The sequence below is a fragment of the Enterococcus sp. AZ062 genome (assembly GCF_051715065.1).
Lineage (GTDB): Bacteria > Bacillota > Bacilli > Lactobacillales > Enterococcaceae > Enterococcus_B > Enterococcus_B mundtii.
The window spans coordinates 21,563-35,113 of the sequence record NZ_JBIOTB010000001.1; the positions used below are offsets into that span (position 1 = coordinate 21,563).

Annotated in this window: 12 protein-coding genes and 1 pseudogene; 6 read left to right on the forward strand and 7 right to left on the reverse strand. The window is 36.8% G+C overall.

The features are described from left to right. Positions 1-14 precede the first annotated feature (14 nt). Together IGJ00_RS00090 and IGJ00_RS00095 are read left to right on the forward strand one after the other, a co-directional pair. A complete protein-coding gene (locus tag IGJ00_RS00090) occupies positions 15-992 on the forward strand; it encodes a Gfo/Idh/MocA family protein (protein WP_438843990.1) in 978 nt (325 codons plus the stop codon). Positions 993-1,089: 97 nt separating this feature from the next. Next, entirely contained in the window at positions 1,090-1,908 is an 819-nt protein-coding gene (locus tag IGJ00_RS00095; RefSeq protein ID WP_034689684.1) for a ZIP family metal transporter, read from the forward strand. A 79-nt stretch (positions 1,909-1,987) separates the two neighbouring features. Here the strand turns inward: IGJ00_RS00095 and IGJ00_RS00100 are convergent, their stop codons facing one another. Next, positions 1,988-2,185: a hypothetical protein gene (locus IGJ00_RS00100; protein WP_065096712.1), complete on the reverse strand. Its 198-nt coding sequence runs from the start codon at positions 2,183-2,185 to the stop codon at positions 1,988-1,990. Between the two features lie 194 nt (positions 2,186-2,379). Here IGJ00_RS00100 and IGJ00_RS00105 point away from each other — a divergent pair, with 194 nt between their 5' ends. Next, entirely contained in the window at positions 2,380-2,958 is a 579-nt protein-coding gene (locus IGJ00_RS00105; protein WP_071867646.1) for a TMEM175 family protein, read from the forward strand. A gap of 638 nt (positions 2,959-3,596) precedes the next feature. Here the strand turns inward: IGJ00_RS00105 and IGJ00_RS00110 are convergent. Continuing rightward, a complete protein-coding gene (locus tag IGJ00_RS00110; protein WP_019722679.1) occupies positions 3,597-4,046 on the reverse strand; it encodes a hypothetical protein in 450 nt (149 codons plus the stop codon). A gap of 471 nt (positions 4,047-4,517) precedes the next feature. Between IGJ00_RS00110 and IGJ00_RS00115 the strand changes: the two genes are divergently transcribed. Beyond that, positions 4,518-5,546, forward strand: coding sequence for an FUSC family protein (locus IGJ00_RS00115; RefSeq protein ID WP_071867644.1), 1,029 nt, complete (start codon positions 4,518-4,520; stop codon positions 5,544-5,546). 56 nt (positions 5,547-5,602) lie between these two features. Here the strand turns inward: IGJ00_RS00115 and IGJ00_RS00120 are convergent, their stop codons facing one another. The 4 genes from IGJ00_RS00120 to IGJ00_RS00135 form a co-directional block, all read right to left on the reverse strand. Then, positions 5,603-7,042: a 6-phospho-beta-glucosidase gene (locus IGJ00_RS00120; RefSeq protein ID WP_071867643.1), complete on the reverse strand. Its 1,440-nt coding sequence runs from the start codon at positions 7,040-7,042 to the stop codon at positions 5,603-5,605. Positions 7,043-7,075: 33 nt separating this feature from the next. Beyond that, positions 7,076-8,386, reverse strand: a complete 1,311-nt coding sequence (locus IGJ00_RS00125) for a PTS sugar transporter subunit IIC (RefSeq protein WP_019722676.1) — start codon at positions 8,384-8,386, stop codon at positions 7,076-7,078. Between the two features lie 145 nt (positions 8,387-8,531). Continuing rightward, positions 8,532-9,278 carry a MurR/RpiR family transcriptional regulator gene (locus tag IGJ00_RS00130; protein WP_438843991.1) on the reverse strand — a complete coding sequence of 249 codons (747 nt, stop codon included), beginning with the start codon at positions 9,276-9,278 and terminating at the stop codon, positions 8,532-8,534. A gap of 87 nt (positions 9,279-9,365) precedes the next feature. Beyond that, positions 9,366-9,683: a MazG nucleotide pyrophosphohydrolase domain-containing protein gene (locus tag IGJ00_RS00135; RefSeq protein WP_104775953.1), complete on the reverse strand. Its 318-nt coding sequence runs from the start codon at positions 9,681-9,683 to the stop codon at positions 9,366-9,368. A 68-nt stretch (positions 9,684-9,751) separates the two neighbouring features. Between IGJ00_RS00135 and IGJ00_RS00140 the strand changes: the two are divergent. Together IGJ00_RS00140 and IGJ00_RS00145 are read left to right on the forward strand one after the other, a co-directional pair. Next, a pseudogene (locus IGJ00_RS00140) lies at positions 9,752-10,315 on the forward strand (TIGR00730 family Rossman fold protein). Positions 10,316-10,763: 448 nt separating this feature from the next. Then, a complete protein-coding gene (locus IGJ00_RS00145; protein ID WP_438843992.1) occupies positions 10,764-11,591 on the forward strand; it encodes a class I SAM-dependent methyltransferase in 828 nt (275 codons plus the stop codon). Positions 11,592-11,712: 121 nt separating this feature from the next. Here IGJ00_RS00145 and IGJ00_RS00150 read toward each other — a convergent pair whose 3' ends face one another. Then, on the reverse strand, positions 11,713-13,308 hold the full coding sequence (locus IGJ00_RS00150; RefSeq protein WP_438843993.1) for an ATP-binding cassette domain-containing protein: 1,596 nt from the start codon (positions 13,306-13,308) through the stop codon (positions 11,713-11,715). Between the last annotated feature and the right edge of the window lie 243 nt (positions 13,309-13,551).

A 13,551-nucleotide genomic window follows, 5' to 3' on the forward strand; every position in this document is an offset into this window, starting at 1 on the left:
TTAGGAGGAAGAGTATGCTGAAAATCGGGATTATGAGCGGTGCCTCGATCGTACCTCGTTTTGTGGAGGGAATCAAAGAAAGTGGCGTGGCACAAGCTGTAGCGATTGCGACACGTCGCTTAGAAAAGGCGCAACAGTTAGCCACAGAGTTAGGTATTCCAAAAGCGTATGGCAGTTACGCAGCGTTACTTTCTGATAACGAGATAGAACTGATTTATATTCCATTGATCAATCACTTGCATTTTTCAGCTGCGAAAGACGCGATCCAAGCAAAGAAACATGTGCTTTTGGAGAAGCCTTTTACGCTACATTCGGAGCAAGCACAAGAACTCTATGCCTTGGCTAAGGAACACAAGGTTTTTCTCATGGAAGCACAAAAAGCCCTATTTCTACCTGCAATCGAAGACGTAAAAAAAACCATTGGATCAGGAAAAATCGGTCAAGTAAAATTAGTCGATATTCGTGATGCTCGACCGGGTTCTGAAAAAATCCCTTGGTTCTGGAAGATGGAACAAGGAGGTGGCGTATTGATTTCCAACGCCTCTTACCCATTAAGTGTCAGTCAATATTTATTTGGTACAGGATTTGATGAATATAACGGCTTATGTGTAGAACATGGAGAAGGTCTGACGGACGAAGAGTGTATGGTCAACCTGAAGAAGAAAGACCTTTTAATCAGTTTATTCCTTACGACAAAAATGGATTTTACTAGTACGTATACCATCATTGGAGAAAAGGGCACGATCATCATCCCTAACTATTGGAAAACAGACCATTATACGATCCAGATGAATAACGGAGAAGTGTTAACAAAAGATTTTCCAATGGATAGTGAATTTGTCTTTGAGATCCGTCATGTCGCCGATTTGCTTTCTTCAGGTAAGAAGCAAGATACGGTGGTCGATCCAAACATGACGATTATAAATGTTCAAGTCGTTGATGATCTTTACCATAAGTGGTTTGGGAATGATTGGAAAAGCGTGAGGGGATAATCGCTTAGAATAAGCGATCATCAGATTAATAGTAGAATAGTAGTCACATTTTTGGCAATATGCTAGAGTAAGAATAAAAAGGTGAAAGGGGAATTGTATGGTTGATTGGTTACTGAAGCTAGAACCTTGGCAGCAAGCGTTGATGGGTACGGCATTTACTTATTTTATGACTGCGCTTGGGGCTGGCTTAGTATTTTTCTTTAAAGAAATCAAAAAAGATGTACTCAATTTGATGTTAGGTTTCGCTTCGGGTGTGATGATCGCCGCCAGTTTTTGGTCTTTATTAGATCCGGCAATCACAAAAGCAGAAGAAAATGGTGATATTGCTTGGCTTGTGGTGAGTATTGGTTTTGGGCTAGGGGGATTATTTTTATACATTGCCGACAAAACCTTACCACACATGCATTTTGGTCCAGCACACGAAAAAGAAGGCTTACCAACACATTTAAAACGCACGATTTTGCTTGTCTTTTCCATTACCTTGCATAATATTCCAGAAGGATTAGCAGTAGGTGTTGCATTTGGTGCAGCGGCAACTGCAGATAATCCAACGACTGCGGTGCTAGCAGCGATCTCTGTTGCGCTAGGTATTGGTATTCAAAACTTTCCAGAAGGTGCGGCTGTTTCGATTCCTCTCCGACAAGAAGGATTAAGTCGAACAAAAGCTTTTGTCTATGGGCAAGCTTCAGGAGTGGTTGAACCGATTGCTGGAGTCATCGGGGCAATCTTAGTGACAAAAGTTGCAGTCTTACTACCTTATGCCTTAGCTTTTGCTGCGGGTGCAATGATTTACGTCGTCGTGGAGGAACTGATTCCTGAAGCGCAACAAACACTTTCAAGTAAACGACACTATGCAGTTTTTGGTGTTATGACTGGTTTTATTATCATGATGATCTTAGATGTAGCATTAGGTTAAATGATATATCATTTAAAAGAAGTAAAAAAAGAGGCAGAAATTTTCTGTCTCTTTTTGTTTTTCATTTAGGAAAATAGTATTAGTAGTATTTTCTTTGTTGCGTGGTGCGAGTGATCCAACGGACTAACCAAATTGCAATGGCTGCTGGAATCAACAATTTAATACCTAACCATAATAAACCACTGATCACGCCAACGAATAGATTGAGGACAAAGCTAGCTACGACGAAACCTACCACTAATAGGATGATTGTTTGAAACGTATTTCTTTTTTGCATGATGATCGCCTCTTTTCTCGTTTGATAAACTTCTCAATAGAAGTTACGCTTGCTGTTTTCTATATAGTAAGTATAGCAAGGATTGATTGACTTAACCTCCACCCAGAGCCCGATTTCTACTTGCTACTTTGGTGTGAAAAGGTTGCTTTTTTGCCCTTATTACGAATAAAATGAAGCGAAAGGAGAGGAAAGTCATGCCGAAAAATCGACTAGAAGCCTTTACAGACGCTGTGATCGCTATTATTATGACGATTTTAGTGTTGGAGCTACATGAACCACACTCAGATACCTTGGAAGCGCTAGTTGCACTTGCGCCACGTTTTCTTATTTATATCATTAGTTTCTTTACCCTAGGCATTTATTGGAATAACCACCATCATTTGTTTCAAGCCGTCCACAAAGTGAATGGGCGAGTGCTCTGGGTGAATAGCTTTTTTATTTTTTTCCTGTCGCTGTTTCCTTTCGTTACTTCATGGATCAGCGAATACAGTAACAGTCTTGTCCCTGAAATGACCTATGGTATAGTGATATTAGGAGCGAATCTCACGTATTATTTGTTAGCAAGGACATTAGTTGCCTCAGAAGAAGACGAGAATGCATCTATCAAAGAGTTGTTTGGCAATTATCGTAAATCCTACGTATCTATTGGTTTGAATGTCGTGGGATTGATTTTGGGATATTTGATTGCGCCCATCGCCGTGTTAATAGTCAATGTCTTGATTTTGGTTACTTGGTTGATCCCAAGTCGTAAAATTGAAGCGTACTATCGCTAGATACTTGAATAACATAGTCAATCAAAAGACACAGAATAGTTAGGGAATACTCCTTTCCTGTTCTATGTTTTTTTGTATGCTCTTGACTCGTTTAACGATTATAAAAAAATTTAACAGAAACATAAGTAAAAAATAAAAAAACAATCGAATTTTTTAGGCACAATGATAGTTAAAGAGGGATGCATATGAGAAAACGAAAAAAATTTTATCCAGCAATCATTACAAGTTTTATTACCGTACTTATTTATGTAGAGCAATCGAGGTGTAATTTGCTCGTTCTCCTGTTGTCAGTTTTACTTACTGCCATCGTTACCCTTAAAGGATAGGCGATACAAAGAAGTAAACAAACCTGAGCTCGATCGGTCACCAAGTTAAAGATGACGGATTTTGTGGACAAATAGAAAGAGCTAACGAGTTATCCACTGTGGATAACTCGTTATTAAATCAAAACTTTAGATAACAATTACTTTTATTTGTTATTGTTATTTTAAATAACATAGATCAAACGATACTAAAGGATGGACAGATATTCGTTGGAACTCAAAAAAAAAGCAAACTGAAAGGAAGAGGAATTTCTTCGTTTCAGTTTGCTTTTTTATAGTCTAAATGTAAATTTATATTTACCCCTGCAGGGTATATCAGCGTGTGTTGTAAGGTTCTCCTTCAATGGATACATTGTTTTTGTAGGCAAAGTAGCGATCATTTTTTTTCGCAATGCCAAATGTATCAGAAACATGAATGTTTTGTGGAGAGAATTTTATTGCTGGAATCGAGAACGATTGCTCTTTTGGATCAGTCACTCTGATTTCAAACGATAGTTCATTTTCATCTTCTTTTGTTAGTACGATATGGGGTGTATCATTAAAATTGATTTCTGTTACTTCGTAGATGCCTAAAAAATCGACCGAGTCACCAATGCTTTTCAATAATTGATTTTTTGTAGGAACATATTCCATTTTAATTTCGTCTGTTTGGATCATTTCAGCTTTGGAGGTAACATCTCGAACAGGAGAATTCAAAAAATGAATAAAAGAAAATAAACCGACACATGCAAACAAGCTACTGATAATTAAAATAATTTTCTTCATTTTCCTTACTTTTTGTCCTTTCTGTGTTCTCCAACGTATATGTCTGATGTTAAAATCAAAAAAACTTTATGTAACAATAAATTTTAATTTTTTTTTGTTATTAAAAATGATTTCTTTCATAGTATTAATTTAAAATACAAAAAAATAAAGCAGATTTCACAAATTCTTTGACTAGATGAAAAGCTTTTAATTTTAGATAGCTAAAACTATCTATATTATTACAAATAATGGTGGTTATTATTAATTAATTATAATATTTAATTAGTTATTTAATGATTGGTGGGAATTTCTGGCTGTTTAAGCGATGAAAATTGGTGTTATACTAGATAAAGTAAATTCGTTTAAATTTTTCTCTGGAAAACTCTCCTTTTACTTCTAATAGTTGATTTCTTTGATACTTCTTATAAATAGACAAGACATCCTTAAGGCGAAAACGATTTTTATATACATTTCAAAATAAGGAGGTTTTTTATGGTTAAATCTTATTTTACATTTAACAAAATTCAAGAAAATCCATTTCGTATCATGAATCTGATGGTGATGATCTTTCTCGTTTTATGGATCGGTTACATCAATCATAATTTTTTGATTTCAAGTTTCTCTTCTCTAGGTATCTTTACCTTCTTTTACTACCAGAACATTCCGATGAAGCAATTATTAAAGCGCCTATTTTTGATTGGTTGCGGTCTATTACTGGCTTTTACATTAGGGCTATTGTCGACGTATGTCATCTGGCTTGAACCATTTGCTGTTGGAGCAGTTGCTTTTTTCAGTCGATTTATTTTGCGTTTGTTCCATATTTCTAAACCAGGGGGCTTATTCTTTGCGATGCTAGCGGCTATGGGAACGAGTATGTCCGTTCCATTTTCCCATTTGCCGACAGTAGCTTCTTTTTTCTTTATGGGTGTTGTGTTTGCTTTGATTGCTGCATTTCTAACGAAAAAAATGGATTCACGCCCGGAACAGGAAGTGATAAAGGTATCCTTGAAGGAGCGTTTTCACCAAGAACCTTTAGTGATCATTGATTCTATTTTTTACAGCGCTGCATTATTCCTTTCCGTTTATGTGAGCCATGGCTTGAACATGAAAAATCCTTATTGGCTGACACTGTCTTGTGCCTCGATTTTATTGGCTGAGAATTTAGATGCGATGAAACATCGGCAAGTGCAATATTTGATTGGTTCGATGTTAGGGTTGTGTTTATCGGCTGTCTTATCACTGATTCCTTTTTCCCAACTTGAAACGATTTTTTTAATTACGTTTCTTTATGGTATTTCTCAGTTTTTAGTGGCTCGAAATTATGCAGTGGCGAATATTTTCTTGAACCCCATGGCATTGATGCTTTCGACACTGGTCAGGAACACGTACTTGATCTCATTGATCGAGTATCGTTTTATTGGTATCGTCATCGGTAGTTTCATTGGTCTAGGCGTAGCCTGGGTAATGAATATCGGTCTGCAACATTACTTAGCAGTTGTGAAAGAAAAATATGAAACATAACAAAGAAAGGCGGTCACGACAATGAAGTCGGATCGCCTTTCTTTCTTTGTTCGTTACTAAAGCTGTTCACCATTTGTTTCAATCACTTGTTGGTACCAAGCAAAGGAATCTTTTTTCAAACGTTGTAAGGTTCCGTTACCGGTATTATCTTTATCGACATAGATCATGCCATAGCGTTTTTCCATTTCACCACTGCCAAAGCTGACGATATCGATGATTCCCCAAGGTGTATAACCAATTAATGGTACGCCATCTTCAACTACTGCTTTTTTCATTTGTTCGATGTGTTCTCTTAAATAATTGATCCGGTAGTCATCATGGATCTCATTTGAATCAGTTAACTGATCGTAGGCACCAAAACCATTTTCAACGATAAACAGTGGGAGATCATAACGCTGGTACACCGTATTCAATACATAACGCAACCCAACAGGATCAATCGGCCAGCCCCAGTCAGAAGCAGTAATATAAGGATTTTTAACTAGTTTGGCTGAAGGAATATCTTCTGTTTGTCTGCCCTCAACATCGGGAAGGGTTGTGATCGTTCCCGACATATAATAGCTAAAACCGATATAGTCAACAGTTCCTTGACGTAAAATTTGTCGTTCTTTCTCGCTGATCTCGATTGTGAGCCCTTTTTGTTCCCAATACTTTTCTGTGTAGGTAGGGATTTCTCCGCGTACATGGACGTCACTGTAGAAGAAACGACGTTCATTTGCTTTGACTGAAGCGATCATATCTTCTGGCGCACAGGAGTAGGGATAGATTGGAACGTAAGCCATCATACAACCAATCTGAAAATCGGGATTGATCTTTTTCCCTTCATTGACAGCCCAAGCACTGGCAATCAGTTCGTTGACCCCTGCTTGGAATACTAAGGCCTCTTTATCTTGGTCATCTTCAATGATCATGGCTGAATTGGTCCAAACATGAACGGGCTCTTGTCCGTCCGCCTGATTATTGATTTCATTGAAGGTCATCCAGTAAGTTACTTTGTCTTTGTAACGGTCAAATACGCACTGAGCAAATTTAACAAATAAAGGAATGACCGCTTTATTGGCAAAGCCACCAAAATCTTCATAAATGGCATAAGGAATCTCAAAATGAGACAACGTGACTACCGGTTCGATCCCGTTTTTTAAGCATTCGTCAAAAAGATCATCGTAAAATTTTAATCCCTGTTCATTCGGTGTTTCTTCTTGACCAGTAGGAAAGATCCGACTCCATGAAATGGATGTGCGTAGACATTTTAAGCCTAGTTCTTTAAATAATTGGATGTCTTCTTTGTAACGATGGTAAAAATCAATGGCTTCGTGGTTTGGGTAATATTCCCCTTCGACGACTCCTTTAGTGATCTTCCGCGGAATCCCATTTCCGCCAGCAGTCATAACGTCAGCGATACTTGGACCTCGTCCATCAATATTCCAAGCACCTTCTGCTTGATGAGCAGCAATTGCGCCTCCCCATAAAAAATCTTTGGGTAACTCTCTATTCATACAAATTCCTCCTAAGTTTCATTGATTCTTAAGTTATATCTCTGTGCGTTGTGCGCGGTTGGAAGCCATGACAAAAGGTAGGTAAATCAAAACGGAAATCGCTAAACAAAGTACGCCTATTACAATTCCCATGATATTCCCACCAGTTCCTAAAAACAAATTGATGATCCCTGGGGTGGTCCAAGGTAAACCAATTGCTGGTGATGGCATGATTGGCCAGACGACTGTGACGAAGTAACCGACCAGAATATTGACCATCGGTGTTAAAACAAAAGGAATGATCATAATTGGATTTAAGACGATCGGTAGTCCAAAAATCATCGGTTCATTGATTTGGAAAATACCTGGTACAAAAGATAGTTTGGCAATTTCGCGATATTCAGGTCGTCGTGAAGCAATAAAAATCGCAATGATCAAGCCTAAGGTCATACCCGTTCCACCCATGTTTGCAAACATATCATTCAAGATGCCCCAAGTTTCCTTGTAAGGGACATCCCATAGCGAACCACCATCATTGATGAATTGGAGATTGGCTAAGTCTTGCTCGGTAAAAATCGCTGAACGAACAGCATTCAATGTGTTTGGACCATGAATACCAATAGAAAATAGCAGTGTCTGAATAAAAGCTAAGAGTAGGACACCAAACACATTCCCACCTAAGTCACGTAAAGGTGCTTGGATACCGGCATAAATCAACTCGTTGATTCCTTCAGGCGCGATCATCAAGACGAAGAAGTTGATCAAAGCTGACATAGAAACAACGATAATGATTGGGATCATCCCAGAAAAAGAGCGAGAAACAGCTGGTGGAACGAGTTCAGGCATCTTGATTTGTAATTTCTTGACTTTGAATAATTTCGGTAAGAATTCGCCAACCAAGCAAGCGACAATCATCGCAACGAACAAACCTTGAGCACCCAAATATTGCGTCGAGATGACATTCATTTCATCGACTGCAAACGAAGTAGGGTAAAAGATCATAAAGCAAGCGACACTAGTTAGCCCAACTAAGGTTGCATCAGCTTCGAAATGCTTTGCTAAAAGCTGAGCGACTAAAAATGCAATAAACAAACTCATGATATTGATTGTGCCGTTTGCTACAGAAGCAAGGACTTGTTGCGCACTTTCTAAATTTGGAAAGATACGTGAAAGTTGAAATAATTGCACGATAAAACTGTCTTTTGAAAATAAAATATTATTGACTAGGATGACTAATGAAGAAGAAATCGTCAATGGAAAAATAAGCATGAATGCATCTCGAACGGCTGCAATATGTCGTTGGTTGTTTAACCGTGTTGCAATAGGAACAAGACTTCGATCTAATAAATCATTGAATTTTTGCATAAGAATAACACCTTTCGCTATATGATGGATTCATTATAGCGAAAGGTGTGAAAGAAAAGTAAGCGCATTCTTATTTAGGATAAAAATTTGGAACAATGAAAATTATTTCGTGGTAGGAACATAGTGTTCCAAATTGAGTGGTGAATCATTCATCCTCTAAATAACCGATCAGTGTTTCAAGGATCGCCATGGAAGGTAGCTGACTAGTCAAATCAAGAAAGATGTCTTTCCGTTCTTCTTTAATGGCATAGTCAATTGAGTAATCACACAATTGGGCCAAAGAACTTTCTTTATGAGCGGTAATACAATACTTATGCACGCTATCCGCATGAGCTAAACCTGAAATTACTTCGATCAGTTCTTTTGTTTCACCTGAAACACTCAAAAAGACTAACGCATTTTTTTGATCTGGACGCAAAAAACTACGAATGGGGTAAGTCAGTTCATCTAAGCTAATACAAAAGTAACCGATATTCGCTAATTTTCTTGCCACATATTGCGCTAATGCTCCCGAAGCTCCCATGCCCATAAATAGAATAAAATCAGCTTGACGCAATGTTTTTGCCATTTTTTTGATTTGATATTCAATATCGGGATGAAAAATCGTCATGTTCAACTGATTGATTCGTTCTTCTAACATTAATTGCTTGTCATCTGTTTCATAATGGGCTTTTTCCAAATGGTTTTTAATATAAAAACGAAATTCCGGAAATGACTCAAAGCCGACTTTTTGGATAAAACGAAAGACAGAGGTTGAAGAAACATGCGCATCCGTCGCAATATCTCGTACCCGCATATAAGGTATTTTCTCAAGGTTATTAACGATAAAGCGATAAATCTCTTGTTCAACGGCAGACAATTTATTTAAGTTAAGACTTTCAAAGATAGCCATGTGTTTACCTCAAGATTCTTTTTCTTTAGAGTATAGCACGATGGAAAGGGTTTTTCTAAAAAAATTGGAAATGGCATCGTGAGAAGACTACATATTGAACCGGTTCTCTAGTTTTTGTTTGTGGTGATGAATGATTTCTTCGAAGGATAGGTCATATTTATCAGCAAGAATCAGAACATTATCTAAGACATCACCCAATTCCTCCATCAGATTTTCCTTGTAAAAATCAATTGTTTGTATAGATTCATCCGGACGATCCCGACCGATTTCGAGACTTCGAACCGCTCTTGAAACTTCGCCAACTTCTTCAGTTAAAAAGCCGATACGGATAAATGGATCGTAGTCGTACCACTTTCTTTTTTTATAAAAATCAACCACCCAGTCATTGTATTCTTTTATGTTCATGTTGAGGTTAACCACCTTTCAATTATATAATAGCATAAGCTGAAAAAAAATTGGAAGGGGTTTCGGGAATGAACATTGCAGTCTATTGCGGAGCAAGTAAAGGGAATTCTCCAGAATTTTAACGAGTAACGAGAAGCTTAGGTGAGTGGATCGGGAAGAATGAGTATCAATTGGTTTATGGTGGTGGAAATGCTGGTTTGATGGGGATTATTGCTGATTCAGTACTAGGATCTGGAGGAAAAGTGACAGGTATCATGCCTGACTTTTTGGCAAAACGAGAACTAGCAAAAAAAGATGTCACCTCTTTGATGATCGTGTCGTCGATGCACGAACGGAAACAAAAAATGATTGAATTATCAGATGTGTATATTGCACTGCCCGGCGGTCCTGGAACCATCGAAGAAATTACTGAAGTGATTTCTTGGGGAAGGATCGGCCAGCATGTCAATCCATGTGTGTTAATGAATCACCAAGGTTTTTTCGATCCATTGAAGCAACAGTATCAATCGATGGTCGATCAAGGATTTTTAACAAGAGAAGACTTCGATAAAATTTTGTTTGCGGATGCGCTGACAGAAATTCAACCTTTTGTAGATCAGTATATCCCGCCTAAAATCAGGGAGTATAAATAAAAGCAATTACATGAACGCTCTCCTTTCAAAACGACTAAAATAGTTGACTGCGCCATCCAGGAATATTTCTCCCGTTTAGAAAAAATTACTTTGGTGTACCATTATTTTATAGATATGCTTCTTTTACAATCGTTTTATATTTACCAGAGAAAAAATTGACAATTACTGGTATGTCCTATAGAATGAAACTATAAATTTAACAGAAAAAGGTGATGAATCCGGCATATCAGATGTTATATAATCAGTAACATGGGTATGACTGGAAGCGAGTAAATAAAATCAATTCAATAGGTAAAAAATTTAGCTGAGACACAGCTTTATTTAGCGTACCTATGTATTTGATTTTATTTTACTCGCATCTTCGCCTTATGCAGGGAAGCCGTAGAGTAAAATCTACGGCTTTTTTCTTTTGTTCAAATTTATAAAAAAAATGAGGAGATGGAAAACAATGATTGAAACACTTTTTAACAAACCAACACTTTATCAACAAACGAAAGGCGCATTTTGGGATGATCGTCACATCTCAAAACAAATGTTACAAGCACATCTTGACCCTGAATTTGAAGGCGCAAGTCGAAAAGCTAGGTTTATTGATGAATCTGTTCGTTGGATCAATACAGTAATTCCGCCGAAAACCTATCCAACGTTATTAGATATTGGCTGTGGTCCGGGAATCTATGCAGAAAAATTTAGTCGATTAGGGTATGAAGTAACGGGGCTTGATTTTTCTAAGCGTTCGATAGCGTATGCCAAAAAATCCGCGGAAGACCAACAGTTACCGATTACGTACCATTATGCAGATTATCTGACAATGGATTTAGATAAACAATACGATAGCATCACAATGATCTATTGTGACTTTGGAGCGTTATCAGCGAGTGATAGAAAAAGATTATTAGGAAAGATTTATCAGCATCTAAAACCGACGGGGAAAGTTTTATTGGATGTTTTTTCGATGGCAAGTTATCAATCATTTGAAGAAAAGCGAGTTTGGGATACTTGTCCAGACGGAGGATTTTGGACAGAGGAACCTCATGTAGCATTACAATATAATACAAAATACAACGAACATGTAACTTTAGAACAAACGACGATCCTTACCGATCATGAAAACAAAAATTATTATCTATGGATGACGTATTTTACAAAAGAAACTCTGCAAAAAGAAATGGAAGCTGCTGGTTTTGTTGTTAGTGGGTTTTACGGGGATGTAAAAGGAAGTCCTTATGATGAGAACTCGCCGACAATGGCTGTAGTGTTAGAAAAGAAAGAATAAAAATTTTACTATTAGTCCGAAAGAGAAATATTTAACATAGATAAAAGTAGGAATCCACAAAAGTCGTTCATCGGATTTTTGTGGATTCTTACTTGTTTTTTTAAGAGGATGGAGGTTAGATTTATACAATCGTTTCTACACGAGAAGAGATTTGAATGAACTTATTGGCAAAGTTTTTATTTTCCTTGTCATGAGAGGTGAATAAAATGATTTTATTTTGTCTTACGTTCATGAGTGTGTCAAAGATGGCATCCGCAGAGTCTTTGTCGATACTACTCGTACTTTCATCTAGAATCCATATCCTACTATCTTGTAGTATCATACGGGCAATGAACACGCGTTGTTTTTCGCCCCCCGACAGGTTTGCGCCATTATCAATGATTAAAGAATCCCAGTCTTTGTTTTTAAAAATCGGAGCAAGAAGTGTTGAATTTCTCAGCGCTTCTTTTTTTTCTTCTGAAATCGGTTGACCAAGAGTGATATTGTATTCAAGTGTATTTGAAAAGAGCAAAGTTGTTTGAGAAAGATAAGTGATTTGTTCTCTGACTTGCTTTCCATTCATCTGATCAAGAGGGAAGTCGTTGATATAGATACCATTACTTGCATAAAAGCTCAAGATGGCTTTTATCAGCGTCGATTTTCCAGAACCTGAAGGGCCTTCGATATAACAAATATCTCCTAAATTCAGTGTTTCAGTCAATGACAAATGGATTCTTTTCGCATTTAATGCCATCGTGATTTGCGGATCGGTAAATTTGATGCTAGTGATTGGATCAATTGGTGTGCCGGATAAATCTTCTTGATGAAGTTCTAAGTTTTCTTGAACAAATTGTTGGTTTGCTACGACTGTTCGATAATCGACATTGATTTTGGATAAATCAGAAAGGGAAGTGAAGAAAACGGGCATTAATATACTAACTACCATCATATTATTCAACTGGAGCTGTTGGTTATACACCAAGTAGCTGATCGTTATAAAAATAATATTTTGAGAAAGTTGGTTGATGAATGAGACAGTATAACTAGTGATTTGAGCAAATTTATTTGTTGCTGCCAAACTTGTGTACATTTTTTTGAGTGTTTTTGAAGTTAGTTGTTTGACAGTATCAAAGCTAGTTAACATTTTAAATTGTTCTGGATTACCCAAGAGTAAAATCAAATCTTTTTGAGCATTGGCATTTTCGTCTTGCATCGTTTTGATTCTTTGATTGAGTGTTTTATTGATAAAAAGATAAGAGAAGATGTTTATAGGGATCAAAAGAAGCGTAATCAGGAAAATAGTTGAATCGAGCGTTAAAAATATACCTAACACGATAAGAATTGAGATGGCTGATTTCAGTACTAAAAAGAAGCTGGTCGTCATAAACATATAGGAAGTATCCACAATTCTGAAAATTCGAGTGACTAGATTACCAGATTCTAAATTGATATATTTTTCAAATTTCAAAGTATATATTTTGGCTAACAAATCGGAAATTGAGTTCAAATTGAATTTTTTTGCAAAATTTTCTCGGTAAATGATCAAACAAACCTGAAAAAGATAAGAGAGTGACATGGCACCAATTATTAGGAAGATAATAGGAAAAATAGTGGTTGACTGATAACTATTGATACTATTAAGAATAAAGGGAGCAATCAAGGTGGTTAGTACGGTTACTAAAACTAATAACATAGATATAAATAGATATATGTAGCCTTTCTTTGTGAGAAAATTCATTTTTCATTACACTCCTTAAGTACGTGGTTGACAAATCATTATAAAGAATATTATACTTTTGTTAGGAAAAAATGGAAAGGTTATTTTTCTCTTTTTTTCATAAATATATGAGTGTGTAAAGACAGAAAAATTAGGTGGTTACTTAACAGAATTTATGTTGTTTCGTATGCTCATGCTGATTTTTTGATATGGTTTGAAAACGTAAAGGAGGAATAGTAATGTTCAAAAAACCTGAATTGAAAA